The organism is Granulicella aggregans (assembly GCF_014203275.1).
In the GTDB taxonomy this organism is placed as follows: Bacteria; Acidobacteriota; Terriglobia; order Terriglobales; family Acidobacteriaceae; genus Edaphobacter.
Genome location: NZ_JACHIP010000003.1, coordinates 589,129 through 615,444 on the forward strand (window position 1 = coordinate 589,129; position 26,316 = coordinate 615,444).

Here is a 26,316-nt window from a genome sequence, read left to right on the forward strand (position 1 = left end):
TCGCGCATGAATACGCGTTACGCCAAATCGATTGCCGCCCTGGAGCGTTCGCGTAAGACGCTCGCTGGCGGTGTGAGCAGCAACGTGCGTGCCGGCGACAAGCCATTCCCACTCTTCTTCGATCACGGTGCGGGATCGCGTCTCTGGGACATCGACGGCAACGAATATATCGACTACGTGCTCGGGCGCGGCCCGCTATTTCTTGGCCACACTTACCAGGCCGTCATCGACGCAACGTGCAAGCAGCTTCAGCGCGGACAGATCTATGCGGCGCAACACGAGCTCGAGTACGAACTCTCTGAGCGCGTCTCACGCATCATCCCTTGCGCGGAGCTGGTGCGCTTCGGCATCTCGGGTTCCGAGGCCGTTCACGGGGCACTCCGGCTAGCCCGCGCGGCGACCGGTCGCCAGACCATCATCAAGTTCGAAGGCCAGTATCACGGATGGCTGGACAACATTCTCTACAGCCTTGCGCCTGACCCTGGCGTAGCTGGTGATGCGCTTTCGCCCGCCACGCTGGCGGAGTCGAACGGGCAGTTCTCAGGAGCGGACTCGCACCTGATTGTGCTGCCCTGGAACAACCTCGCCGTGCTCGAGGAGTATCTCTCGCGCCACGGCAACACGATCGCGGCCATCATCACTGAGCCCGTGATGTGCAACACCGCCGTCATCGCACCGCAGCCGGGCTTTCTCGAGGCTCTTCGCACTCTCTGCAATGGCTACGGCATCGTTCTGATCTTCGACGAAGTGATTACAGGCTTTCGTCTTTCGCTGGCCGGCGCGCAGGGTCGCTTCAATATCGTTCCGGATCTGACTATCTTCGGCAAGGCTATCGCCAACGGCATGCCCATCAGTTGCCTTGCAGGCAAAGAGAAGTATATGGGTCTCATCGCTGCCGGCAAGGTCGGACACGGCGGGACCTATAACAGCATCCCGCCTGCGTGTGCCGGCGCGATCGCCAATCTGGACGCGCTCGAAGCCAACAACGGCGAGGTTTATCGTACTGTCGAACACACGGGTACGCAGTTAATGAACGGCATTCGCGCCATCGGCGCACGGCTCGAAGTCCCCATCGTAGTGCAGGGCTACGGGGCGATCTTCTACGTCGGCTTCCCGTTGTCTGGCGAGCAGACTGTGTATGACTACCGCTCATCGCTCACGATGAACAATGAGCTCTACACCGCGTTCGTCTCAGCGATGGTGGACCGCGGAGTGCGCATTATCCCGCGCGGTAACTGGTTCCTGTCCGCTGCACACACAGAGGCCGATGTGGAGTCCTCGCTCGCCGCCGTTGAAGCTGCACTCACGGAAGCTGTCGTCCCGGCGCTTCCGTCCACGGTGCGCCGATGAAACTCGGAATCGCAAGATACGAAGGCCGCCATCTGCTGGCCGCGGAGCGCGACGGCGTCATCGTCGATCTCTCCGGCTGCGTCGAGGAGCAGGCTCTTCTGGGCGTCATAGAAGACTGGACGCGCCTCGCAGCAGTGCTCGAAGAAGCTTTGCCCCACGCGAAGCCATTGCCTCACGCGGTCTGGGCTGCGCCCATTCCTCGACCGCCAAAGTTCCTTCTGCTTGCAGGGAACTTCCGTGCACACATCGTGGAGTCCGGCTTCGAAGCAGCACCGGAAGAGAATCTTACGCCGCAGTTCTTTCTCAAGCCGTCGACGACGATCATCGGGCCGACGGACGACATCCCTTTGACTAGAGCCAACCATGCGCTGGACTACGAATCGGAACTCGCTGTGGTCATTGGAAGACATACGAAGAACGCGACGCTCGAAAACGCGATCTCTGCCGTCTTTGGATACACCATCGTCAACGACATCTCTGAGCGCAAGCTGAACGACGGCATGGTTGGCCGTAAGAAGCGCTCGAACGATGACTTCTACGACTGGCTCGTCGGCAAGTGGTTCGATGGCTCCGCGCCGATGGGTCCCTTTGTCGTGACTGCCGACGAACTGCGCGCGGAGACGCTGCTCGATTGCGTCGTGAGCGCGCGACTCAATGGTGACGAAGTACAAAGCGCTCCACTCTCAGCGATGATTCACTCTGTTGCGGAGGCGATCGTATACATCTCCGCGGTGCTCACACTCGAGCCGGGCGATGTGATCTCCATTGGCACACCCTCTGGCGTCGGTATGGCGCGCGGCAGGCTACTTACGGATGGCGATGTTATTGAGTGTTCCGTGGACGGCATTGGGACGCTTCGCAACCGTATTTACGATCAGGCGCAGCACGCATGAGACTTGTCGCAGCACTTTGCCTTGCCGTCCTGTGCGGCCTGATTGCAAATGCCCAGACGATCCGCTTCGCCTCGCCTGTCGACTTCCAGACACACTTTGAACCTCATCCCGGTGCAGCATCTACCTCTGGCTCGCGCGATGGGTGGGAGAGCTTTCCGCTCGCGCAGGAAGCAGGTTATGACCCCAGTATTCAGCCCGAGACCGCGAACGGCGAGAGCGTTCTTGTGCGCGAACTTGCGCCTACCCGCGATGGCTTTTTTCAACTCGGCTTCATTCGCCGCGTCTGCCTGCTCTCCGGTGATCATGCGTTGATCCGCTTCCGCGTCCGTGCGCCGTACATAGTTCATGAGACGGCGGTCCACCTGCACATCTTCCGTGGCGCAGCCGACGAACAGCACGACTTCACACTCACCGGTAATGACTGGCAGCAGATATCCACAGAACTCAACGTCTCGACGACGCAGATCACCGCCATTGCCCTCGCGGTCGACTTCCCCCACTCTATCCACGGTCGGCCCGAGCGCGTCATGTTCAGTAATCTCCATCTTGCGGCGCTTGCCGCGAAACACGTGCCCATCATCCAGCCAGCCACGCTTTGGGATGGCACGCGTGAGCTGTTCTATCTGCAGCGTTCACTTGCTCCGAGTGAGGAACTTACTCTGCGAGCTGCATCTGCAAATCGCTGGAGCATCACCGCACCCGACGACACAGAAGCCGCGCGGGGAACGGGCAATGAAGTCCGATATCGGATGCCGCAGGACGCGCGGCCCGGCATCTGGAAGATTCATCTTGAAACGAAAGATAGCGAAAGCACGGCGCTTGTACTAGTTCGCCCGGCGCGTTCGACTGGTCTCGTCTTTGATACGCCGCCGACCATCACACTGCAGCTCATCGCTTCTATCCGTGAGCGCAAAGCGCAGCTCGAGAAGCTCACTGTCGCGGATGCGGGACGGAACATCGCGTTGATGAGCAGGGAATGGCTTTTGCCGGGGCTGTCTTCGTACTTCACTGAGATTCTTCAACCTTCAGAACTCGCGTTGATGGATGCCATGCTCTTCCGCGCTACTGGCGACCAGGCGGCACTCGATCAGGCCCGGATGCTGCTCACCACCATGGCGGCGTGGCCGACGTGGACCCATCCGTGGTTTTCCCAGCATGGCTATCACAGCTACTATCCCGTGGGCCTGATGACTCGCAACATAGTCATGGCCGAGCAATTCCTTGGCGCGGATCTCCCTGCGGGGGATCGCAGTCTGCTTGATCGCGGCCTAATATCGCTCTCCGTCAAGCCGACCTACGAAGAGTATGTTGCCGAAGATCGGCTGCAGTTCAACCACAGCAACTGGATCGGTAATACTGTTGGCGGAGCGCTTCTGGCTGCGCTCGCCAGCGACGATCCCGAAGCTGCTGGGTACGCGCTCGGACTGTTTGCCAAGGAGCGCGATCACGTCCACGCGGCCTATACCGGTGACGGCAGCTATGGTGAAGGCATCACCTATCATCGCTTCGATCTTGAGACTACTGCGCTTGCCGCGGCTGCAGCCAAGCGCCTGCTCGGCACGTCCATCGATGGTGCACTGCTGAACCCGGAGCGCTACATGCGCTATGCCGCGTTCAATCCCACGGACCTGCTCGACTTTGGAGACAGCCACGTCGACCTTAAGCCTGCAAACGTCTTTGCGTATATCGCGGCGCTGAACCAGTCTGCTGCGACAACCGACTTCTACTTCCGCTATCGCGATGAAGGCACGACGCAGATTCTCCCGCGCGTACTCTGGGAATCGCAGATCAAACCCGTTGCACCGCCAAACCCTGGGGTCCCTTCGGCGCTCTTTCCGGAGCGGGGTGTCGCCGTCCTGCGCGATAGTTGGAAGCCAAATTCCGTTGTTCTTGCTATGCGGGCTGGTCGCAATTTCAATCACAATCACGCCGATCAAGGCAGTGTCTCCTACGCTGCACAGGGAATTCTCTGGCTTGGCGAGGCCGGCTATGCGGACTACTACAAAGATCCAAACTATGACACCTTCAATACTCAGGCCATTGGCCATAACACATTGCTGGTTGACGGGAATCCCGAAAGCCAAGTGCTGCCCGGGAACGAGGTCTTCGGGACGTCCCCGCGGTTCACGCAGACGCTCTTCGGAGACCGAGCCTCTATGGTCGAAGCCGATCTCACCAGCGTATACCCAATGCTTGCGAGCTATAGGCGCACGCTCATTCACCTCGCAGATGGCCCCACTGTTGTGATTGATGATGTCGTCTCGACGATGCCGCACACCTTCACCACCGTCTGGCATCCCGAACAAGAGGTCACAGAGTTCGTTCCGGAGGAGAATCGGTTGTTGCTTTCTCACGCAGGCAACAAGCTCGAGCTTCGCTCCCTCGCTGACACCGCTGTCAAATCCACCATGCGCCATTCACCATTTCCGCTCTCAGCATACGAACGCTCTGAGCACGGCCCAATCTCTGCGCCGATGCAGCTCGAGGTTACGACTAGAGATGCTTCCAATGGAACGCTGCTTGTTAGCGTCCTATCACCTCAAGCGGGTGAGGTCACATGGAAGGCGGAGGGGCGAAGACACGTGCTTATTGCCGACGGTTGGACGCTGGACATCACACGTGCACCGGGGAACCGGCTTGCTATCTCGGCGCGATCCGCTGATGGCGCGATTGTCGATCTGTCGCAGTGACTCTGCGTGGGCGGGTCTCTACGCGATATCCGGTTTCGCCATCTGTAAGTTCTGTGGAAGGTGGTCGACATCATCGTGACATAGCTTCGAAGCGATGTCGTCTGGGACCGGCTTAGGGAGCGAATGCTTCAGGCCTTCGGAAGTTATCGGTTTCGCTCGATGGGAATTCTCTCGGAATTTGAAAACCTACTGGCGTGCCCGGCCTGAAATGTTGCCAGTGTCTCTCTTACTCCCCTGGCACACTTCATGCCCTATTTGCCATAGAGTCCAATCCCTGAGAACCTAATCGCAAGCAAATGGCGAGGCCGGCAAAAAAGTTACTTATCTGCTGAGCGATTGAAGACTCATAAAGCCGTCTTGCGATTGCGATCGGGGGATATCCAACGGGCAACTTGTAGAGGGCTGCTAGCCATCACCGTTCGCCTGCGGTCTCTAAGAAGGTTCGTGCCACAGATGCGAATGAAGCATCTTTCACGCATTCGCATTTTGTCCTCGCGACATCCTGTTATAGGGACTGTGCTATGCCATCACGGTAGCAATCAAGCCCACCTGATGATCCCGGCGGAAGGCTTCTGCTTCTACCTTAAACTCGGAGTGATTTTATTTCGGTCGGCTAAAGACGATGGGTCGATGTTTCGCGGGACTGATCGTGGTTTGCTGTGGTCGGTTCGAGCCGAAGACTAATATCAAGATTGGTTCAGAATAAGGAGGCCGATCATCATCAAGAGATCGTGTCTGTTGGTGCGTTGATTCGGCGGCAAGCCTGATTTTCGTCCCTTACTTCGCACCCTTCGACTTCACGTCTCGACCACTGTCCCCGGCGATCCGATCCACTTCCGAGCCTGCGAGTAGGTACGCGCCAACGCCGTAGACGTAACTTGATGAAGCTGAGAAGTCGCCGGGAGCTGCACCGATTGGCTGGATGCAACCAAGGCGGCCATCGACGTAGATATGCTCGACCAATCCCTTCCAGCCCTTCTGAACGATTGGCAGATAGGTCCTTCGATCGAGGATGCTCTGGTTGATTCCCCAGGCCATGGCATATACGAAGAAGGCCGACCCAGAAACCTCGGGCAGTTTGTAGGCGTCCGCATCGAGTAGTCCGGGACGCCAGAGACCGTCCGCACCTTGCAGCGAAGCGATACGCGCAGCCATCTCGCGATATTGTGCGATGTATTTGGAGCGGGTCGGGTAGTCGGCCGGCATCTCGTCGAGCACTCGGGCTATCCCGGCCATAACCCAGCCGTTTCCGCGAGACCAGAAAAGCTTCTTGCCGTTGGCCTCGTGCTTTTGCAGGAAGGTTGCGTCGCGGAAGTACAGATGCTCTTGTGGATCATAGAGAAGGCTTGATGTGATCCACCACTCGTGATCCATGTAATCGAGGTAGGATCGCTCGCCCGTTGCCTTATAGAGGCGGCCCCAGACCGGTGGTGCCATGAAGAGCGCGTCGCACCACCACCAGACAGGCTTCGCGGGATCGTCGGCGGTCTTCATCAGGGCATCGAACTGCTCTTTGGTGGGGGTAATCCTGTTGGCTTCTCGCTCTTGTTCGTAAAGATCCAGATAGGTCTGTCCAATGGCTTGGTCGTCAGCGTGCGATAGACGCGGCCCCAGCTTCCAGTCGAACTTCGCTCCCATTGCGAGCATCGCCTCATAGTATCCAGCGTCGGGGAGCGTCTTCGCTGCTGCACTATATCCGGCGTAGAGAGCCGCAAACGTCCAGTCCTGATTGAAGTAGATAGTGGCGCGGTGGAGCTCCCAGTCGCCGACCTTGCGCATCGCTGCCCTGACAGCCCTTCGATTCAGTGCCGGAGACTGACCGGCAAGCGGAAGAGGGTCGTCCAGCGTGTCTCCTACTCCAGGGACATCCGCCCTGCTTCGCGAGGCCGGTGCCAAGGTCTGGCCGCTTGCATGAGGAATCGTAAGGAAGAAGATGCAGGCCGCAACTCCGGCGGTCAGGAGGCCTCTATACATTGCAGAATCTCCAACTGGGTCAAGATCAATCAAATCATCCTAATACTTTGGCCTTGTCGAAAGGCAGGCTGCATCCCATATAGCGGGACGGAGTTGTCAAACCTGGAGACGCTTCCACTATCCTTCCGGTACAAAGATGTGACAGGCGTTCGATGCTTCAACACAGGCAGTGCAACCACGACTCAATGACCTCTTACCTCGATCTCTCCGGACACTCGACTAGTTCCTTTGCGAAACGCGGGGCACTCTTTGTGATTGCGGTGCTCGTTTGTCTTGCATCCAGCGTGCGAGGGCAGGCGCAGGTCCTTCCCTGGTCGCAGCGCGTGGCGAATTCAGTTATGGAGCGTTGGCCAGATGGCTATCGCGGCTCGGCAAATGAGAAGCCGGCCCGGCCCATCGAAGTTGGCATTTTGCTGAGCGGTATGGATGCAGCATGGTATGAAAGCGCTGTTGGCGACTATTACCACTACGCAAAGCGCTTGGCAGATCAATATGTCGCTCTGGATCGATCGACTCCTGACGACGATCTCGCATTGGGTCGACAACTCCTTCTCCTGTATCGCGTCACGCAAGATCCTAAATACTACAAGGCTGCGAATCGTCTCCGTGGAGAACTCGCAACGCGACTTGAAGGAAGTCGGACTGGGATGGAGGAGTTCTATCTGGCAGAGCCGTTCTATGCCGAGTATTCCTCCGTATTTCAGGAGCCCACGAACTTTCGCGACATCACGGAACAGTTTGTGTCGACCGAGCAGCGAGCGCGTTCCTTCGCGGATGGGATGGGCTGGTACATGATGGCGCTCGTCGATTCGTTAGAGTTTTATCCATCCAAAGATCCCGGTCGTGGAACGCTCCTGACAATTCTTGACCGTACTGCCAAAGCTGCGATCCTCCATCGGAACGAATCTGAGGGACTCTGGCCTCAAGCCCATAGGGAGACAGCCGGTTCGCAGACCGCCTCCTGCATTTTGATTTACTCGCTCCAAAGGGGCGTTAGGATGGGATATCTTCGGCAGCGCTACTCGCAAGATGCCAGGCGCGCATGGCGAGGTGTGACGAGCAGTCTGTCACTGAGAGGCGTCAGCGACGATCCTAGTGAAGCTGGCGCTTGCCTGTTGGCTGCCACCGAGATCGAGATGGGCTCTCAAGCGAACCAGGTTCGTGGAGAGGTGGTGCTGATCGATTCATGGTTCAACAGCCAGCAAAGGCGCAGTGCGTCGGGACAGGAAGATTATTTCCACTACAAGTGGGACGACTACAGCGATAGCGGCTTCTCGTTGCTCGGTCACATCTTCGCAAGTCATGGGGCAACGCTGGCCGCGCTCGATCAGGCTCCGACCGTGGACTTGCTCAAACATGCCAGCTACTACATCATCGCTTCGCCTGATATCCCGATCAAGAACCCTCATCCAAACTATATGGAGAGGAAGGATGCTGCTGAGATTGCAAAGTGGGTCGAAGGCGGCGGGATTCTAGTATTGATGCCCAATGATCCCGCGAATGGTGACATCGATCACCTTGACCTGCTCGCGGACAAGTTCGGAATCCATTTCGACAAGACACTCGCACATCACGTGATCGGCGACCAGTTTTCGCCGGGCCTAATTCCTGTGACGGGCACCGGCGCTATCTTTAGTGGCCCGCACACGCTCTACATGAAAGATACTTGCACGATCTCACTTACAGGTTCCGCACGGTCGCTCTTGAGCGACGAGACAGGCGTGGTCATAGCAGAAGCAAAGTATGGCAAGGGGACGGTCGTCGCCGTCATCGATCCGTGGCTCTACAACGAATACACCGATCATCGAAAGGTGCTTCCAGTGCAGGACAACTTTGCGGCGGGCGAGGAGTTCGTCGACTGGCTACTGAAACAACCGCATCGCGCCACAACTCCACAACCCGGCAAACACGAAGCGGGTATCCAGTAGACGCAACCTGAGGAATCTATGAAGACCTATCTCATGGCCGACCCGGTCCGGTATCCGACGATGACGACTTCGCAGCTACGCGATACCTTTCTCATCGACGATCTCCATAAGCCGGGCCAGTTGCGTTGCCGCTATGTCGATCTGGATCGTGCTGTTATCGGTATGGCTGCTCCAGTAGACGACGCGATCCTCTTGCCGACCGACGACGCGTTGAAGGCGAGCTACTTTTTGGAGCGCCGTGAGTTAGGCGTGCTGAACATAGGTGACGGGGGCACTGTCGTGGTTGACGGGACTAGTTACTCGCTTGGAAACCTGGATTGCCTTTATGTGGGGCGTGGATCGAAGGCCGTCTCATTCCAGTCGGATGATCCAGGTGTGCCTTCGGTGTTTTATCTTCTTAGCTATCCCGCGCACGCAACCTATCCCACCACCCTGGTTCGCAAGGAAGACGCCAGCCCAGTGGAAGTGGGAAGCGCCGAGACCTGCAACCTCCGAACGATCTATAAGTACATTCATCTTGGCGGTGCGAAGAGCTGCCAGGTAGTGATGGGAGTGACCCATCTGCATAGCGGAAGCGCGTGGAATACGATGCCGGCGCATACGCACATGCGCCGCTCAGAGATCTACATGTACTTCAATCTTGCGGAAGACGCTCGTGTCTTCCACTTGATGGGACCGCCCGACGAAACACGGCATCTTGTCATCAAAGACCGAGAGATTGCGGTCTCGCCGGGGTGGTCAATCCATGCGGGTGCGGGCACGCGCGCCTACAGCTTTTGCTGGGGCATGGGCGGGGAGAACCAAGACTACGGGGACATGGATGCGGTTTCTATCAAAGACCTGAGATGAGTGGGGCCTGATCTTTCAATGAGGAGAGCCATGAGAGTAATTCCGATTTTTATAGCTGCAATGATGATTCCTTCCTGTCTCGCGCAGACCGTGAACAAGACGGAGGTCTTCCCGGACAAGGATGTGTCAGCCAGACTTATGGAGATGGTTAAAGAATCGAAGAAGGCTGGCAGCAGTGGCGCGACGCTTGGCGGCAATACTTCGCCCATCATCAAACTCTCGGTGCGGACAACGAATGGGGGAGCCGAAATACATGGACGATTCGACGATATCCTCGTCGTCACCGGAGGGAAGGCTACCCTGATTACGGGCGGCACGGTCGCCAATGCCCACACGGACAAGGATGACGAAACAAAGGGAACGAGTGTCGAGAACGGGAAGACGCAGACGATCTCCAAGGGCGACATCGTCCACATACCGGCGGGAACGCCGCACCAGTTGATCATCGCGCCGGGGGAAGTCTTTCAGACGATCGTGATCAAGGCAGAAGCAGCCCATTAGAGGGGGCAGTGCCTTTTAGGAAGCGGAGTGCAGGTAGGGCCTGCCGGTCAGCTTTGCCCCGAAGGACGCGGAGATCTCGCGACTGCAGCGTAACACTTGTTCGGCGATCGACGGTACGCTCTGGAGCGTGATGCGTGATGAGGGGCCGGAGACGCTCATCGCTGCAATCGGTCGGTGGTTGCTATCGAAGATGGGTGCGCCGACGCAGCGCACTCCCATTTCGATCTCCTGGTCGTCGATGGAATAGCCACATTCGCGGACCTTATCCAGAGACTTAAGCAATGCTTCGCGAGTACAGATCGTTTTCTCGGTGTAACGGACGAAGCGAATCTTCGCGATGATGCGGTCGATGACCTCCAATGGCTGGAAGGCGAGTAAAGCCTTACCCATCGACGTACAGTAGACCGGGTTTGAGTTTCCCGCGCGGGACTGGAGGCAGACTTTGTGCTTCAACTCCATCTTGTCGAGATAGACCACGGATGTCTTATTCAGGATACCGAGGTGGATGGTTTCGCCCAGACCTGCGGAGAGGCGTGAAAAATAGGGATTGGCGCGGGTGCGTAGATCCACTTGCTGGACAGCGCGATTTCCCAACTCATGAAGTCTCATGCCGAGGCGAAAGCGGTTGTCGCCGGTGCGCTCGATGAGAGAGCGATTTTCTAAAACCATCAGCGACCGATGGGCTGTGCTCTTATGTAAGGCCATTTGCTGGCATATATCCGCGAGGCTGAGCGGGGAAGAACTTTCGCCAAGCAAGTCGAGAATGGAGACCGCGCGGTCAAGGCTATGCAGCTGATAGGCAGCGCCTGAAGTGCGGGCCTTCGTCAGAGTGGTTGCCATGGAAGTCTCCGGTTCTGCCATTATCGTGCCATCCATCCGCCATCGACCACAAGCACTTCGCCTGAGACATAGTTGCTTGCCGCGGAGGCGAGGAATACGGCGGCACCCGCGATGTCTTCCGGCTCACCCCAGCGTGCGGCTGGGATTCTTTCGAGTATCTGGCGGTTGCGAGTCTCATCCTGCTGCAAGGCAGAGGTGTTGTCTGTGCGAAAGTAACCCGGAGCGATCGCGTTCACCTGCACATTGCGACCGGCCCATTCATTCGCGAGTGCCTTGGTGAGCTGGGCGACGCCGCCCTTGGATGCGGCGTAGGCGGGCACGCGAACTCCACCCTGAAACGACAACAGCGATGCGATATTGATGATCTTTCCCTGCCGTCGTTCCAGCATCGGTGCGCCGGCCAGCTGGCACAGCCGAAAGACGCTGTTCAGGTTCACCTGGAGCACGTCCATCCATGCCTGCAGGTCATAGGTCTCCGCTGGTTCGCGGTAGATCGTGCCCGCGTTGTTCACCAGAATGTCCGGCGCGCCCATCTCTGCGGAGATAGCTTCGTATAAGAGGTCTGCACCGTCAGGCTTTCCGAGATCGGCAGAGAAACTGCGCGACTTGCGTCCCAGCAATCCAATCGTCTCGGCCGTCGCATCGGCGGGGCGGCGGTTGCCGTGGCATGCGACGGAGGCTCCGGCCTCCGCCAATGCGATGGCGATGGCGGCTCCAAGGCCGCTGGCGGAGCCGGTAACCAGTGCAATCTTTCCATCGAGGCGAAACTGGTCGAGTACTCCCATGGTTTTCGAACTTTCCAAGATATGCTGAACGCTTCTCCACACTCGGACCTAAAACCGAAAGGCCCACCGCGTCATTCTTTTTGTTTAGGCAAAGGGTTGTCAACGACACGGCTCTTGATTCCATCGCGGCGTCCCGTTATGCGGGACGCCGCGATGTATGCCAGTACATCACAGAGGCGCGCGTTGGCGAACTACCAGGCGCGTGCAGCGAGCATGGCGGGTGCGCCGGTCTTGCCATCGATCACTTTGACCTGCATGAGAGCTTCGACGTTCCTGCTTCCGAAGTTGGAACCAAGCTGGTCGCGAAGCAACTGCATATAGCGGGGGCTGGTGGCAAACTGAGCAGCGGCTTCGGTGCCATTTCGTCCCAGGCCAGCGATGACGATGACCCAGCTGTCAGTAGTGGAGTCGCGGAAGCGCGCGACAAGAGCGTAGTCGTCGGCGCTGGAGTAGGGCTGGCTTTGATCGCGGGCCCAGCGGTGGGTTGGCTGCGCGACTTCAATGATGGCCGCGCCTTCGGGCTCCGGGTTGAAGCGAAAGGGAAGCGAGTCGAGCAGCCGGAGGGTCCAGAGATTGTTGTAGCCGCCCAGCAGGACGAGAGGCTGCTCGCGCAGAACGGTGATCGGTGTCGAGGCCGAAAACTGTAGATCGACGGTAGCGCCGTGGCGTTCGACAAGGCCACTGACGCGCGATATCGCCGTAGCGATCTGACTGGATATGAAGGGATACTCGATGTCCTTGCCAGCGGTGACGACACCGGAAAAATTGCCGCTCTTGAAGACGACACCTCCGCTACAGAGCGTGACGGCGCGATGATCCCGAAGAAGAGGTGCCCAGAACTCGTCTACCGGGGTGGTATCGGCCGGAAAGTGATATCTCCATCCGAGGCCGATCCCGAGGATAGCGATCAATGCGAGGCCGAGGGCAACGAGCGTCTTGTGGAAGAGCTTTGTACCGCGCGGTCCAACAGGAGGAATGAGGACGGGCACTGAGACGGTTGGCGAGAGCGGTTCGAACCCCGAAGCGTGAACGATCGCATCGATGTTTGGCGACGCCTCTATTGCATGGGGCCGCTCTTCATCAAGGCCGTCGAGGGCGTGTAGGAACTCCGGTACATACGAACCGACGGGAAGCATTATCTGGATGGTCGGCTTATGGTCGAGCTCGTGATAGTAGAGCGAAAGCCGCTTGCGGACCTCGCCAGCGGTGTAGCGCACGACGGTGTCGGAGTTGGTGTCGTAATGCGGCGGGCGGTCGAAGACTTCGACGCCGAGGGTGCGTTCCTTCAGAAGTTCGGATCTGCCTGCAAGGGTCGATTCGACGATGTATTGGAGCAGCGCCGGGTAGCGCTTGCTGTTGCAAAAGTGGGGGCTGACGGAGATGCGGTGGAGTTCCAGCAGCACATCGTCACGCTCCTGCTTCGTCTGAGGCAGCCAGGCTTCTCGAGTTGTTACGTTTCGACTCACTTTGGTTGACGACCGAATCCTACTCGCGCGAGATAGCACTCGCAAGGGACGTTTGTCACAATGCGGGACGGAAACGTAATTTGAAGATTCAAAAGCTATTGCGGCGAGAGGTTTGAACCAAACTGTGAGTCACTTGCCAGTGGCGATCTTGGAGGCAGAGCGTGGCCGTGCTTCTGCATACGAGGTTCCAATTGCTCGACTCAACTCGCCGGCAGTTCCTGATTTCGGCTTCCATGACGACTGCCGCTGCTGTGCTCGGCACGCCGGTTCGAGCAGATTCGGTCGAGGCCGTTGATGGTACGGACGAGCCCGTCGTGTCCCCGAAGAGATTGGACGGCGGCTGGCAGTTTCGGCAGGGGCCAACCTCTGGACAGTGGCAGGTGTGGAGGGCAGAGGAGAACGATGAATGGCACGCGACCGGCCTGCCGCATTGCTTCAATGCCATGGACGCGTGCGACCCGGATGTCCCCTATTTCCGCGGGCTGGGGAGTTATCGGACCCGGATTGAGATAGCAAACCCCTTTGCTCAGGGGCGGACGATGCTGCACTTCCAGGGTGCGGGGCAGACGACAACCGTCTGGGTCGGACAGACGCTGGTGGGAACTCACAAAGGTGGGTACGACGAATTCTCCTTCGACATTACCGATGCCATCAAGGGGGCGTCGCCGGCCGAAACGAAGGGAGGCATCCCTGTCTGTGTGGTGTGCGATAACGCCGCTGACCTCGAGCGAGTGCCCTCCGATCAGAGTGACTTTTGTCTCTATGGAGGTCTGTACCGGCATGTGAGTCTGGTCTATCTGCCGGGCCTCGCGTTGGAGACGGTTCATGTTTTAGCGACCCTCGGCACGGACGGAACAACCCGGGTGTCGGTGAAGGCACGCCTCTACAACCCAACGCGGCGGACTTCATCCTGCGAGGTTGCGACGCGCGTGTTGGACGGAGCGGGGCAGGTGGTGCATGAGTCCACGAAGACGCTCGCGCCCTGGGATGGGTTCGTGGAGCTTGATGATTTCTCCATAGCCGCAGCCCAGCTTTGGTCGCCGGAGACGCCACATCTCTATCGTTGCGCGGTGAACTTGACGAGCGCTGAGGGTACGACGCGCATTAAAGACAAGTTCGGCGTGCGCCGGTATGAGTTTCTTGAGAACGGCCCGTTTCACCTGAACGGAAAGCGGGTGTTGTTGCGCGGCACGCATCGTCATGCAGACCACGCAGGGGTCGCAGCGGCGATGAGCGACGAGCAGGTCCGGCAGGAGCTGCAACTGATCCACGAGATGGGAGCAAACTTCATTCGGCTTGCTCATTATCAGCAGGATCGGTTGGTGCTCGACCTATGCGACGAGCTGGGGCTGATGGTGTGGGAGGAGGTGCCGTGGTGTCGCGCTGGTGTTGGCGATGAGGCGTTCAAGCAGCAAGCCAAAGGGATGCTTACGCACATGATCGAGCAGCACTACAACCATCCCTCGATCATTCTATGGGGGCTTGGCAACGAAGACGATTGGCCCGATGAGTATCCGAGCATCGACAAGGAGGCCATTCGCGAGTTCATGACAGAGATGCGTGACCTTGCGCATCGGCTGGATGGATCGCGGCTGACTTCGTTTCGCCGATGCGACTTCGCCCGGGATATTCCAGACGTGTATTCGCCGTCGATCTGGGCAGGATGGTATGGAGGGAATTATCGCGACTACGAGGCGAGTCTGACGACACAGCGGGGCAGAGTGAAGCGCTTCTTCCACGCGGAGTGGGGTGCCGATAGCCACGCTGGAAGGCACTCCGAAGACCCAGAAGCGGTATTGCGCGGTGTCGCGAGAGACGCTTATACGGACGAGCGCGGGCTCGCATATATGAAGACGGGTGGTCCGGTTCGCGTTTCGAGGGATGGGGACTGGTCGGAGACCTATGCGTGCCGCCTCTTCGACTGGCACTTGAAGACGCAGGAGAAGCTCGATTGGCTTACGGGATCGGCCCAGTGGATCTTCAAAGACTTTGCATCGCCGTTGCGAGGCGATAGCTGCATTCCTCGGATCAACCAGAAGGGGGTTGTCGAGCGGGACCTGACGAAGAAGGAGTCCTACTTCGTCTTTCAATCCTATTGGACAGAGAAGCCGATGGCCCACATCTACGGGCATAGCTGGCCGGTTCGTTGGGGCAAGGAGGGCGAGCACCGAGAAGTGCTGGTGTACTCGAACTGCGAGCAGGCAGAGCTATTTCTCAATGAACAATCGCTTGGAAGTAAGAAGCGCGATAGCCAGAACTTTCCTGCAGCAGGCCTGCGATGGGATGTGACCTTCGCCAAGGGAGAAAACCGGCTTCGCGTTGTCGCGAGGCAAGGCGGTGTGACCGTGACCGATCAGATCGAACTTGTCTATGCGACCGAAGAGTGGGGTAAGCCCACAACGATGAAGCTGGCCGAGAAGCGACGTAATGCAGAGTCGATCACGGTCGGACTGACACTCTATGACGCCAGGGGGCTGCCGTGTCTCGATGCGCGGGACACGGTTCGTTTTTCGCTCGCGGGTGGCGGTCGATTGATCGACAATCTCGGCACGGTACATGGCTCGCGTGAGGCTCAGCTTGCAAATGGACGCGCCGAGATATCCATCGCCCGCAAAGGTGGATGCGTGCTTGGAGTGACAGCCCAAGGTCTGCCGCCCGCATTTTTAGAGATCCCATGAAGCAGCTTCGAATGACAGACGTTTCTCAACGGATTACTAAGATGCATTGTTTCGCACTGAGGAGAATGGCCATGACGTTCAAGGAAATGATCGAAAAGAAGAATTCAGTATCTCCATACGCACCCGCGGAGCGCACTTTGGTGAAGGCGTTTCCGGCGATCCTGGTTGCGATGTTCTTTCTGTTCGGATTGCAGGGAACGCTAAGCGCGCAGCTTAGTACGGCGACTATGTTCGGAATTGTAGCGGACGCAAGCGGAGCGCTCATCCCTAATGCAACCGTGGTCCTTACCCAGACAGCAACGAACTTTGTGCGCACGACGGTCAGTAAATCGGATGGATCGTATCGAGCGGAGTTCCTGCCTGTAGGGCCCTACAAAGTACAGGTAAAGGCAGCGGGATTCAAAGAGTTGGTGCAGACAGGCATTACTCTGAACGCAACCCAGGAGGCGGGAATCAACTTTGCTCTTGAGGCCGGTGGCGAATCGGTAGTGGTCACGGTCACATCGGAGGTCCCGCTGGTGAATACGGGTAACTCCGTGCTGGGCCGCACGATCGACAATCGCGAGGTGGACAACCTCCCTCTGGTGAATCGCGACGCCTACCAGCTGCTAAGTTTGACTGCGGGCGTGCAGAGTGTGTCGAATGAGAACTCCATCGGCGTTCCGATGGAGCACGTCATCATCAACGGCTCTTCAGACAACATGGTCGGTCAGGTCACTTACTACCTCGATGGTGGCTTGAACATGACCGGCCTGCGTAATACGGGCAACGTAATTCCGAATCCAGATGCGATCGATCAGTTCGCGGTGGAGACCAATAACTTCGGTGCGCAGTATGGGCGGACGGGCGCGGGCGTGGTTTCGGTGCTGACCAAGTCGGGATCGAACCAGGTACACGGGTCAGTGTTCGAGTTCCATCAGGAGACGAACTTTAACTCCGATGCCTGGCTACAGACAGCGAGAACACCGCAGCACATCAACCGCTTTGGCGCGACGCTGGGCGGGCCGGTGATGAAAGATAAGATCTTCTTCTTCGGCAGCTATGGCGGCCTAAGGCAGGTCAGTCCGCAGACGTTCAACACCGTAGTGCCTGACGCCCTGCAGCGTGTCGGAAACTTCTCCGAGAATCTCCCGACAACCACGCCGGCTGCAGGACTTGCAGGATGCGCAACGACGTTGAATGCAGCCGATAAGGCGAGGACGAACTATGGAGGAGCCTTCTTTGTCTGCGACCCTGTTACCCATCTTCCGGTGGCAGGGAATCGTCTGGATCTCGATCCAAATTATGTTCCAGATCCGGTAGCAGCCGCAGTCCTTTCGAAGAACGTACCGCTTCCGTCCGCGAACCGTCCCACCCCTGACAATCGGTTTCTCGGGGTGGAGGGACTTCCAAACTCAACCAATGAGTTTCTGATCAAGAGCGATCTTCAGTTCATTCCGCATCACCGCATGACGCTGGACTACTTTCAATCGAATGGATCGCAGATCAATCTTCCTTCAGGCAGCAACCTGCCCGGATGGGCGCTCTCGAACTATACCTACCGGCAGCAGAACGCAAACGTAAGCGATGTCTGGACACTCTCCGCGCGCAGCGTCAACCAGATCTGGGCAAGTTACACGCGCATGATCGCCGGACGCATCAGCAACCCTCCGGAGTCCTTGGCTGCATTCGGATCGGACATCAATGTGCAAGGGACGCAGTCGTTGCCGGACATCAGCGTGGCGAACTTCTTTCATCTCGCGAATGCAATTAGTGGACCCGTCGCGGGCGACAACGTCTACGGACTTCGCGATGTGTACAGCACGACGCGGGGGAAGCACACGATCAACGTGGGTGGCGAGGGTTATCTCGAGTACGACCACCTGGAGACCTTGCTGAACAACTACGGCACATTCAGTTTCGCTAACTCAACTGTGCCTAAGACGGCGGCGACCCAGGTAGGGTTTGTGAAGACCGGCGCGGCGATTGCCGATTTTCTCATTGGCCATCCGAACACGATGGGCCAGGACTCGCCCGATGATGCGAACGAGCGCTACTGGAACTACGGAGTCTTTCTGCAGGATGACTGGAGAGTGACGCCGACACTGACGCTGAATCTCGGGGTGCGCTATGACGTGCAGACCGCACCGATCGACAATCAAAGCCGCATTGCCGTATTTCAACCGGGGTCGCAATCGACGGTCTCTCCTTTGGCGATACCGGGGCAGTTGTTTCCTGGAGATCCTGGCGTGCCTGCTGGCGGCGTAGGCACGAACTACAACCACATGTCGCCGCGTGTAGGCTTCACGTATGACGCGTTCCACACTGGTCGTACGGTCTTCCATGGAGGCGCTGGGCTGTTCTTCGACAGCATCTCCGGGAACGAGTGGATGCTTTCACAAAACTTTCAACCCTTCGCAGTTCGCGAGACCGGCGCGTTCAGCCACGTTGTGAGCTTGCAGAATATCTACTCCACGGACTGCCAGGACTTTGCTGGCTGCGTCTCTCCATTCCCTTACATCTATAGCAAGACGAATCCGAAGTATGTTTCGCCAGCTTCGCTGGTATTTCTACAGAAGGGAATGCGCTGGCCTTACAACACTCAGGTGAACTTCGGTGTGCAGCAGCAGTTCAGCAAAGACCTCGCCGTAACGATCAACTATGTCGGGGCTTTCAGCAGAAAGATACCGCTCTACATCGATCACAACGCCCCGATCTTCAATACCGCGAATCCGGCATCGAACGTGACCGGCAATGTGAACTGCCGGCGCCCGTTTGACGCCGTTCCCGTGGCGACGGCGACAACCTGCGCGAATCCTGCTGTGGGTTCGAAGTACTACAGCAATGCGTATGTGATCGAGGACGGCCAGACGACGAACTACAACGGTCTGCAAGTCTCCGTGGTGAAGCGGTTGAGCAATCACGTAAGCGTGAATGGCTTCTATATCTGGAGCAAGGGCCTGGCGTCGGCATCGTTGCAGACGACCGGAAATATTGGAAACAGCGGTACCACGGAGCCTGAGGACTATTACAACCTCGGTCTGGAGCGCCAGCGTACGGATAACGATGTACGTCATCAGGCAGTCGTTTCCGCAGTGTGGAAGCCTGACTACTTTGGGAGCTTCAATGGCATAACGAGGGCGTTGCTGAACGGGTGGTCGATCTCCGCAATTACTACGCTGCGCAGCGGTAAGCCTTTCAACATTACAAGCGGCACGGATGACAATGTGGATGGTGATAACAACGACCGACCGAACCTCCTCGCTGGAAAGTTTGCGCACACGCTTAGCAACGGATCGCGAGCGGCGGAGCGTAAGCAGTGGTTCGACACCTCTGCGTATTGCCGGTCAGGATCCGCGGGCTGTCCGGCGGGCGGGGGAGTTTCAGGTCTCGACGGCATGGTCAGCCCGAACTCGCTTGATGGTCCCGGATACAAAGATGTTGATGCAGCGATCTTCCGGGACTTCAACATCTACGAGCGTGTGAAGTTCCAGTTCCGAGGAGAGGCTACAAATGTCTTCAACTTCGTAAACCTCAACGCGCCCGGAGGCACACTCAGCAGCACAAGCGCGTTTGGCGTGATCACAGGCGCGGGCAACATGCGCGTGCTTCAAGTAGGCGGCCGTCTGTTGTTCTAACCCGGTGCCATTGCAATAGAACGGCGCCGGTTCGAGGGAATCAATGATGTTGAAACTGGATAGGATAACTCGGCGGGAGTTTGGCTATAGCGCGCTTGCCTTCGCAGGGCACAGCGCGCTCGGCGAATCCCATGTCGATAAGGGTTATGCGCTTGTAGAACGTACTGATCGTCGCCGCATCCTTGAGGCGGCGACGCGGTACGTGGAACTTGCACCGCATACGATCACCAGCTATCCATCGTCAAAGAGTCCGGGCGGCCTTCACGATTTCTTCTCGCAGGCAGACTACTTCTGGCCGAACCCAAAGAATCCGAACGGGCCGTATATCAATCGAGATGGGCAAAGCAATCCTGACAACTTCAATGAACACCGTAAGGCGATGATTGCCTTGTCGATCCAGATGCCGGCCCTGACGGCCGCATGGGTGCTGACTCGCAATCAACGCTTCGGGCAGCACGCGGCCGATCATCTTCGAGCGTGGTTTATCGCGCCTGAGACACGCATGACCCCGAACCTTGAGTTCTCACAGGGAGTTCATGGTGTGTCGACCGGAAGGTCGTATGGAATTATCGACACATTGCATCTTGTAGAGGTCGCCAGAGCGGCGAGTATCGTTGGTCCAAAGCTGTTGAGCGCGGCGGAGTACTCGGCGATGCTCGACTGGTTCAAGAGATACCTGCAGTGGATGAAGACGAGTGAGAAAGGAATTAAGGAGAGAGACGCGTTGAACAACCATGCTGTCTGCTGGGCATTGCAGGCTTCGGAGTTTGCACGGTTGGTTGGCGATAACGAAACACGCACGGAGATTGCCGAGCAATACAGAGAGACATTCCTTAAGGATCAAATGGGCGTCGATGGCAGTTTCCCAAAAGAACTGGCGCGGACCAAACCCTATAGCTATTCGATCTTCAACTTTGATGTGATGGCTATGCTCTGTCAGTCGCTGCGAGATGCGCAGCGAGACCTCTTTGAGTTTGCCCTGCCCGATGGTCGCGGCATTTGTAAGGGAGCTGCTTTTCTTTATCCTTTTCTGAAAGACAGGGGAGCATGGCCTTACAAGAAAGACGTCGAACACTTTGAATCGTTTCCGGTGAGATCCCCAGGATTGCTCTTCGCGGGGTTGGCTTGTGATCAGGACGAGTACTTAACGCTCTGGGCGCGCCTCAATCCTGATCCGATTGATCCTGAGGTCATTCGTAACTATCCAGTTCGGCAGCCGGTCTTATGGTTTGGTAAAGATCTGACCAGGTGAACTTTAATGTTGGCCGATGGAGCGGTCGGTCGGAGGGCAGCGTTCGGCGCCTGGCCTGACCTTTTGCGATTCACCGGCCCGCGTAAGGGTGTTTCATGCGGAACGGGATCACTTATTCGTTGTATATGGAGTTTCAACGGCGGTATGTACTCTTGATGGAGTCTGGACGATAAGAGGACGCCCGAGGTGCTCAGAAGAGCCAGTCCTGGTCAAAACAGTCGGGAACTTGGAGAGGCCATGCTTTCAGGCTTAAGCGCGCGCGGCAAGGCAATCACGGATACCATCGTCGAGAGCCTGAACGCTTACGACATAGTGGGAACGCCCGAGAACTACGCGCTTTGGTGGGAGTACCACTCCGGGACCAATCCGCCGCTCGCGCGGACCATGAACGCTCTCATCAGTAATCAAGCGACCTTTGATGATGCGACCCTTCGGGATCTCTACGTGAGTTTCCTGTCTTCCAGCAAAGAAGAAGAGGCGATTCGAGAGGCCTCATCCCGGGTACTCGAAACTCTTCAGGACGTGATTGCTTTGGCGGACGGCGGCCGCGCCGACGCTCGGCAGTTTGGCTCGACGCTTGCAACCTTTGCCTCCGGCGCTCTATGCGATGAGATGGCTACCCTCCGAAGGTCTGTGGAGCATCTTGTTCAGGAAAGCAAGAAGATGGCGGGGCGAACGGAGTATCTAGGGGCAAGGATGCGCGAGTCATCCACGAAAATCCAGACTCTCGAGCGCAATCTTGAATACGCCTTGAAAGATGCAACCCTCGACAGCCTTACAGGTGTGGCAAACCGCAAATCGTTCGATCAGACGATCCGAAGGCTGGCTGGCGACGCGATGAATTCGGGCGAAGACCTAGGCCTTTTAATGGTCGATATCGATCATTTTAAAAAGGTCAACGATACCTGGGGTCACCAGGTAGGCGACCAGGTGTTGCGTCAGGTGGCCAAGACGCTGGAGTTGGCTGTGCGCGGCCAGGATTATGTCGCCCGCTACGGAGGAGAAGAGTTTGCAGTACTTCTGCCACGGGCAGACAACCAGGCATCCTACATTGTCGCGCAAAACATCCAACGCGCGCTGCTTCGTCAGGCGGGATCGTTTGGCACCGATCAGCCGGTCAAGGAGATAACTCTATCAATCGGTGTGTCCTGCTACGAACCGGGGGATGCCCTTAGCGAATGGATTGGACGAGGTGACGCAGCTCTCTATCGAGCAAAGGCGGCCGGAAGAAACAGGATAGAGGTTATCTAGTATGGCCGAGATGGCTGCGAAGACATGTTTAGTGGTCGATGACTCGCCTACCGTCCGAAAGGTTGCGCGTCGTTTCCTGCGACACACTGGGCTCGATATTCAAGAGGCGGAAAACGGCCAGATAGCTCTCGACCAATGCACGCTCAAGATGCCAGATGTCATTCTGCTCGACTGGAATATGCCCGTGATGAGTGGAATTCAATTTCTAAGACATCTCAGGGCCGCCAGCGGAGGGACGGAGCCGAAGGTGATCTTCTGCACCACAGAAAGCGACGTCGATCACATCAGGGAGGCATTCGAGGCCGGCACGGACGAATACCTCATGAAGCCATTCGACGCCAAGATGTTGAACGACAAACTGGGTAACTTCTTTGTCTTCGACCATGATCCTAGCGCTTAGAGCTTTCGACGACCGCCTCTTCCCAAGGCTCGCAGACCGCCGTCAGCCTTGATCCAGTCCCCATAGGACTTTCAACTTCATCCTGCCTAACGCTCAAAGCGCACCTTTGCGGGGAAGAGCAGGGGAGTACGCCGTCTAGCGACTCCCCTGCCTAGTTAGAAGGACGCCTTCAGAGCAAACTGGAACTCGCGAGGACTGTAGTTCGGGTCCACGCCAGTTACCTGTCCGAAGCTGGAACTGGCGATCTGAGTGGCGCCGTTGCCGCTGTTGTTGTTGATGTAGAAGTTAGGCGTGTTGGAGATGTTGAACGCCTCGGCGCGGAACTGTACTGCGACCCGCTCGGTGACCGGAAAAGACTTGAACACCGAGAGATCGACGTGACGGAACTGAGGTCCGAAGAGTGAGTTGCGCTGGAAGTTACCCACAGTCCCAAGAGGCTGCGGAGCGAAGGCGTTTACGTTGAAGTACTCCGCATTGGTCTTGTGAGCGAGGTGCGGATTGCCAATCTGGTTGGGACGATCCCCGCCGCCGTTGTTGAACGGCGTCGCACGATTACCGTAAGTACCGTCGACACCGGCGCGGCCGCTGCCTCCGTTGACGATCGAGAACGGCTTGCCGCTCTGCCAGACAGCGATGGTGTTCGCCTGCCAGCCAGAGAACGCGGCCTTCTTGATGCCCGTGAAGCTCTTGCCGTACTGGAGTTCGTAGTTGAGTGAGAGAGCGAAGCGGTTTGCGATTTCGTTCTCCGCTACGCCGTACTCGATCTGGCGGATCTTGTACGGATTTGCGTTGCTCCATCCCTGCTGCCCTTCTTCCGAGAAGCCGGTGATGTCGCTGAGCGCTTTGGCCCAAGTGTAGTTTGCATCGAAGGCGAGGCCGTTTACGAAACGCCGTTGCAAGGATGTCTGCAGAGCGCTGTAGTTGGAAATACCTTCGCTCTGCAGCCAGTTGGTGGTGCCGAGATTGGGCAGGACTGTGGAGAGCGGACGCGCTCCAGCAGTCGGAGTGCTTCCCGGAACGAAGGGTAGAGGTACGTTGATGTCGTTGATCTCTTCCGGCAGGTGCTGACCAATGTTGCCAACGTAGCCGATGGTGAGGACGTTCGGTCCGAACTGCTGTTCTACCTGCAGGTTGAACTGCTGGATGAGCGCTGACCGGAACTTCGGGTCTTCAGCTACGAAGGAGAGTGCGGGGCTGTTGATCGTCTGCGGTGTGGGAAGAGGAAGGCCCTGATCGAAGGCCGTACTCGCTCCCGTAATGGTTGCGCAATCAGGGTTCTGCGATGCCGGGTTGACGCCCACGCTTCCTTCGATGGTAACGGCCAGGTGAGACTGGCAGTTTGGAGAGTAGACGGAGACGAACGGAGCGTTCTTCAGATCGGCGTTCGAGGTGTAGTTGCCGGGGAAGAAGCTCAGACCGTAGCCGCCACGAAGAACGATCTTCGGGGTCAGCAACATCGAGAATCCGAGACGAGGGGCCACGTTTGAGTAGTCGGTTTTGATTCCAGCATTCCCGTTGACTCCTCCCACGTTCGCAACCTTCAATGCGGATGCAATCGTGCTGGGAGTCGCTCCAAGTGCCTCGAGATAGTCGAAGTTGGCGATGTGGTTGTGAGCTTCCGTGAACGGCGTGAATACGTCGTAGCGGATGCCGGCGAGTACAGTCAGCTTCTGAGTTGCCTTCCAGCTATCCTGCACGAAGCCGCTTGGCTCATAGCTGCGATAGTCTGGCGGGTTTAGATCGTAGTTGCGGCTGGCTGCCGAAAAGGCACCGACCAACGAAGAGGCAAGCTGGTTGTTCTGCTGCTGCGCGGCACCGAGCGACCCATTGGATGCGGCGCTGTTGCAGTTGTTACCGGCCGTGTTGTATCCGGTGCCCGGAGCGCAGGTGTCGCTGGGGAGACCGAAGGTGTACTGGCCAGCAGCGAATGCGCTTTGGACGTTGCGTGCCTGGCGGCGAATGAAGCTGCCACCCGCCTTGATGTTGTGGCGGCCCAGGGTGTAGCTGACGGTACCGGCATATTGGAAGGTGCCGTCGATGTCCTGCAGTGGAACGTAGGCACCATCACCGATGTCGCTGAAGGGGCCAAACTGGATGGGGGTAAGGAACGATGCAAGCCCAGTGTTATTCAAATTCGAGCCGAAAGTTGAACCCGGCGCATTCGCCGAGACAAGGACATCCGGGTTCTTGCCATAGTTAAGCGGCAATGAGAGATTGTTGATACGTGTATAGGCAGCCTTCAGATCGACCACAAGGTTCTGATTGATGATGTGGGTAAAGCTGAAGGCATACTGCTGGCCTGTATCCGCCGCTGGACCAGCGAAGATGTAACGGCCACCGCTGATGTCGAGCCCATTCGCAGTTCCAAGAGCCTGCGGCGTGACCGTGTTGACCTTGTTGTAGGTATAGCGACCGAAGAACAGGTTATTCGGGTTGAACTGGTGATCGATACGAACGTCAAAGAGATTGCTGTTCTGTGTCTTGCTCGGGCTTACAACATAATTGTTGGTGAGACCGCTGTTGGTAGGAGCAGGGAAAAGCGAGAGGTAAGCCAGTGCGATCGGATCGACCGGTAATCCCTGGGTACCGTTTCCAGTGGCGACGATTCCCGCGCCGCCATTCGTGTGGATATCGGTGTACTCATCGAGCGTCGGCACGGTGCTGGTATAGGTAACGCCGGAGACTTGGCGAAATCCCTCGTAGTCGCCATAGAAGAAGGTACGATCGTGGAAGATGGGCCCGCCGATGCTTGCGCCATATTGATTCTGACGAAGCTCAGGCTTGCTGCCCGTGGTCTGCAACACGTTGCGGCCGTCGAAGATGTCGTTGCGGAAGTATTCGTAGGCTGTGCCATGAAACTGGTTCGAGCCGGAACGGGTAACGAGATTGACCACGCCACCAGCGGTGCGCCCGGCTTCAGCCGCATAGCTGTTCGTCTGGACGGTGATCTCCTGAATGCCTTCGACGTTGGGCTTGACTCCAATGGTGCCGATGACTCGCTCGTTGTCATCGATACCGTCGATCACGTAGTTGTTCAGCGTGTCGTCCTGTCCATTCACAGAAAACCCGCTGGTGGAACGGCGATCGTCGGGACGTCCACCGCTGGTGAGACCGTTGCCGGGGCCTTCATTCGCTCCAGGTACAAGCTGAACCAGTTGAACGAAGTTACGTCCATTCAAAGGAAGGTCCTGCACAGCCTTCGCCGTAACTGTCGAACTCACCGTGGCATTTTCCGCCTGCAGCAAGGGAGTCGCTGCGGTGACCTCAACGGTCTCCGAGCCTGCGCCAAGTTCGAGATGAGCATCTGCGCGGGCGCGGTCGCCAGCTTCAACTGCCAGGTCCTTGGTGACCGATGCCTTGAAGCCGGGGGCGGTGACCGTGACGCTGTAGTGACCGGTGGGCAACAGGGTGAAGGTGAAGTCTCCGCTCTGGCTGGTGGTTGCCGTGCGCTGTTCGTGCGTGGCGAGATTGAGGAGGACGACATTGGCGTTTGGAATGACTGCTCCGCTGCCGTCGGTGGTTGTGCCGATGATGTCTGCTGTGGTCAGCTGCCCGAATGCGGAGGTGACTCCTGCAAGCAGCAGGGTGAAGATTGCAAACGAGTGTTTCAAGGTGCGGGGGAAGCCTTGCGCATTCGGGCCAAAGAAGGCGCGGGTCATCTGTGTTTTAAATGTCATGCGTAATCCTCTACGTGCATTGTTTGTCTTTGTAGTTATGTTTTGCGCCGTCGTACTTGATCGGCAGGGGAGTTTTATCTGGCGCACCAGATTGGCTTGCTTCAAAGCCGGCCCAAGTGTATCTGATTGAAGTAAAAGCTAGATAGAGCCGCGTGAGCGAGATAA

Annotated in this window: 16 protein-coding genes; 11 read left to right on the forward strand and 5 right to left on the reverse strand. The window is 57.5% G+C overall.

Annotation, left to right across the window (positions count from 1 at the left end):
• The first annotated feature begins 6 nt into the window (after window positions 1–6).
• From HDF16_RS12775 to HDF16_RS12785, 3 genes are read left to right on the forward strand one after another with little or no spacing between them, the layout of a single operon-like run.
• A complete protein-coding gene (locus HDF16_RS12775) occupies window positions 7–1,350 on the forward strand; it encodes an aspartate aminotransferase family protein (RefSeq protein WP_184217097.1) in 1,344 nt (447 codons plus the stop codon).
• Complete coding sequence (locus tag HDF16_RS12780) at window positions 1,347–2,243, forward strand: fumarylacetoacetate hydrolase family protein (RefSeq protein ID WP_184217098.1); 897 nt, start codon at window positions 1,347–1,349, stop codon at window positions 2,241–2,243. The genes HDF16_RS12775 and HDF16_RS12780 overlap by 4 nt, the downstream gene beginning before the upstream one ends.
• Complete coding sequence (locus HDF16_RS12785) at window positions 2,240–4,933, forward strand: heparinase II/III domain-containing protein (protein WP_184217099.1); 2,694 nt, start codon at window positions 2,240–2,242, stop codon at window positions 4,931–4,933. Before HDF16_RS12780 ends, HDF16_RS12785 begins: the two co-directional genes overlap by 4 nt.
• A gap of 777 nt (window positions 4,934–5,710) precedes the next feature.
• On the opposite strand, the gene HDF16_RS12790 is transcribed toward HDF16_RS12785, so the two are convergent.
• Window positions 5,711–6,907 (reverse strand): glycoside hydrolase family 88/105 protein, encoded by a 1,197-nt coding sequence (locus tag HDF16_RS12790; protein ID WP_184217100.1) that lies wholly within the window; start codon window positions 6,905–6,907, stop codon window positions 5,711–5,713.
• A gap of 185 nt (window positions 6,908–7,092) precedes the next feature.
• Between HDF16_RS12790 and HDF16_RS12795 the strand changes: the two genes are divergently transcribed.
• The 3 genes from HDF16_RS12795 to HDF16_RS12805 are packed head-to-tail and all read left to right on the forward strand — an operon-like array spanning window position 7,093 to window position 10,185.
• Window positions 7,093–8,835, forward strand: a complete 1,743-nt coding sequence (locus tag HDF16_RS12795; protein WP_184217101.1) for a glycoside hydrolase family 88 protein — start codon at window positions 7,093–7,095, stop codon at window positions 8,833–8,835.
• Between the two features lie 18 nt (window positions 8,836–8,853).
• Entirely contained in the window at window positions 8,854–9,684 is an 831-nt protein-coding gene (kduI, locus tag HDF16_RS12800) for a 5-dehydro-4-deoxy-D-glucuronate isomerase (RefSeq protein ID WP_184217102.1), read from the forward strand.
• Between the two features lie 30 nt (window positions 9,685–9,714).
• Window positions 9,715–10,185: a hypothetical protein gene (locus tag HDF16_RS12805; RefSeq protein WP_184217103.1), complete on the forward strand. Its 471-nt coding sequence runs from the start codon at window positions 9,715–9,717 to the stop codon at window positions 10,183–10,185.
• Window positions 10,186–10,200: 15 nt separating this feature from the next.
• Here the strand turns inward: HDF16_RS12805 and HDF16_RS12810 are convergent, their stop codons facing one another.
• The 3 genes from HDF16_RS12810 to HDF16_RS12820 all read right to left on the reverse strand — a co-directional run bounded on the left by HDF16_RS12810 (window position 10,201) and on the right by HDF16_RS12820 (window position 13,213).
• Entirely contained in the window at window positions 10,201–11,025 is an 825-nt protein-coding gene (locus HDF16_RS12810) for an IclR family transcriptional regulator (RefSeq protein WP_184217105.1), read from the reverse strand.
• 20 nt (window positions 11,026–11,045) lie between these two features.
• Complete coding sequence (locus tag HDF16_RS12815) at window positions 11,046–11,810, reverse strand: SDR family oxidoreductase (protein ID WP_184217537.1); 765 nt, start codon at window positions 11,808–11,810, stop codon at window positions 11,046–11,048.
• Between the two features lie 191 nt (window positions 11,811–12,001).
• On the reverse strand, window positions 12,002–13,213 hold the full coding sequence (locus HDF16_RS12820) for a hypothetical protein (protein ID WP_221312709.1): 1,212 nt from the start codon (window positions 13,211–13,213) through the stop codon (window positions 12,002–12,004).
• A gap of 254 nt (window positions 13,214–13,467) precedes the next feature.
• Between HDF16_RS12820 and HDF16_RS12825 the strand changes: the two genes are divergently transcribed.
• The 5 genes from HDF16_RS12825 to HDF16_RS12845 all read left to right on the forward strand — a co-directional run bounded on the left by HDF16_RS12825 (window position 13,468) and on the right by HDF16_RS12845 (window position 22,474).
• Window positions 13,468–15,954 carry a glycoside hydrolase family 2 TIM barrel-domain containing protein gene (locus tag HDF16_RS12825; protein ID WP_246409041.1) on the forward strand — a complete coding sequence of 829 codons (2,487 nt, stop codon included), beginning with the start codon at window positions 13,468–13,470 and terminating at the stop codon, window positions 15,952–15,954.
• Window positions 15,955–16,025: 71 nt separating this feature from the next.
• Complete coding sequence (locus HDF16_RS12830) at window positions 16,026–19,571, forward strand: TonB-dependent receptor (RefSeq protein ID WP_246409042.1); 3,546 nt, start codon at window positions 16,026–16,028, stop codon at window positions 19,569–19,571.
• 43 nt (window positions 19,572–19,614) lie between these two features.
• Entirely contained in the window at window positions 19,615–20,823 is a 1,209-nt protein-coding gene (locus tag HDF16_RS12835) for an alginate lyase family protein (RefSeq protein ID WP_184217108.1), read from the forward strand.
• A gap of 237 nt (window positions 20,824–21,060) precedes the next feature.
• Window positions 21,061–22,074: a diguanylate cyclase gene (locus HDF16_RS12840; protein WP_184217110.1), complete on the forward strand. Its 1,014-nt coding sequence runs from the start codon at window positions 21,061–21,063 to the stop codon at window positions 22,072–22,074.
• Between the two features lies 1 nt (window position 22,075).
• Window positions 22,076–22,474, forward strand: coding sequence for a response regulator (locus HDF16_RS12845; protein WP_184217112.1), 399 nt, complete (start codon window positions 22,076–22,078; stop codon window positions 22,472–22,474).
• A 155-nt stretch (window positions 22,475–22,629) separates the two neighbouring features.
• Here HDF16_RS12845 and HDF16_RS12850 read toward each other — a convergent pair whose 3' ends face one another.
• Complete coding sequence (locus tag HDF16_RS12850; RefSeq protein ID WP_246409043.1) at window positions 22,630–26,151, reverse strand: TonB-dependent receptor; 3,522 nt, start codon at window positions 26,149–26,151, stop codon at window positions 22,630–22,632.
• Window positions 26,152–26,316: the final 165 nt, after the last annotated feature.

What these genes read in the sequence shown, in the direction of transcription:
- HDF16_RS12775 (WP_184217097.1), top strand. Translation starts at nt 7, where the DNA reads ATGAATACGCGTTACGCCAAATCGATTGCCGCCCTGGAGCGTTCGCGT.
- HDF16_RS12780 (WP_184217098.1), top strand. Translation starts at nt 1,347, where the DNA reads ATGAAACTCGGAATCGCAAGATACGAAGGCCGCCATCTGCTGGCCGCG.
- HDF16_RS12785 (WP_184217099.1), top strand. Translation starts at nt 2,240, where the DNA reads ATGAGACTTGTCGCAGCACTTTGCCTTGCCGTCCTGTGCGGCCTGATT.
- HDF16_RS12790 (WP_184217100.1), bottom strand. Translation starts at nt 6,907, where the DNA reads ATGTATAGAGGCCTCCTGACCGCCGGAGTTGCGGCCTGCATCTTCTTC.
- HDF16_RS12795 (WP_184217101.1), top strand. Translation starts at nt 7,093, where the DNA reads ATGACCTCTTACCTCGATCTCTCCGGACACTCGACTAGTTCCTTTGCG.
- kduI (WP_184217102.1), top strand. Translation starts at nt 8,854, where the DNA reads ATGAAGACCTATCTCATGGCCGACCCGGTCCGGTATCCGACGATGACG.
- HDF16_RS12805 (WP_184217103.1), top strand. Translation starts at nt 9,715, where the DNA reads ATGAGAGTAATTCCGATTTTTATAGCTGCAATGATGATTCCTTCCTGT.
- HDF16_RS12810 (WP_184217105.1), bottom strand. Translation starts at nt 11,025, where the DNA reads ATGGCAACCACTCTGACGAAGGCCCGCACTTCAGGCGCTGCCTATCAG.
- HDF16_RS12815 (WP_184217537.1), bottom strand. Translation starts at nt 11,810, where the DNA reads ATGGGAGTACTCGACCAGTTTCGCCTCGATGGAAAGATTGCACTGGTT.
- HDF16_RS12830 (WP_246409042.1), top strand. Translation starts at nt 16,026, where the DNA reads ATGACGTTCAAGGAAATGATCGAAAAGAAGAATTCAGTATCTCCATAC.
- HDF16_RS12835 (WP_184217108.1), top strand. Translation starts at nt 19,615, where the DNA reads ATGATGTTGAAACTGGATAGGATAACTCGGCGGGAGTTTGGCTATAGC.
- HDF16_RS12840 (WP_184217110.1), top strand. Translation starts at nt 21,061, where the DNA reads ATGCTTTCAGGCTTAAGCGCGCGCGGCAAGGCAATCACGGATACCATC.
- HDF16_RS12845 (WP_184217112.1), top strand. Translation starts at nt 22,076, where the DNA reads ATGGCCGAGATGGCTGCGAAGACATGTTTAGTGGTCGATGACTCGCCT.
- HDF16_RS12850 (WP_246409043.1), bottom strand. Translation starts at nt 26,151, where the DNA reads ATGACATTTAAAACACAGATGACCCGCGCCTTCTTTGGCCCGAATGCG.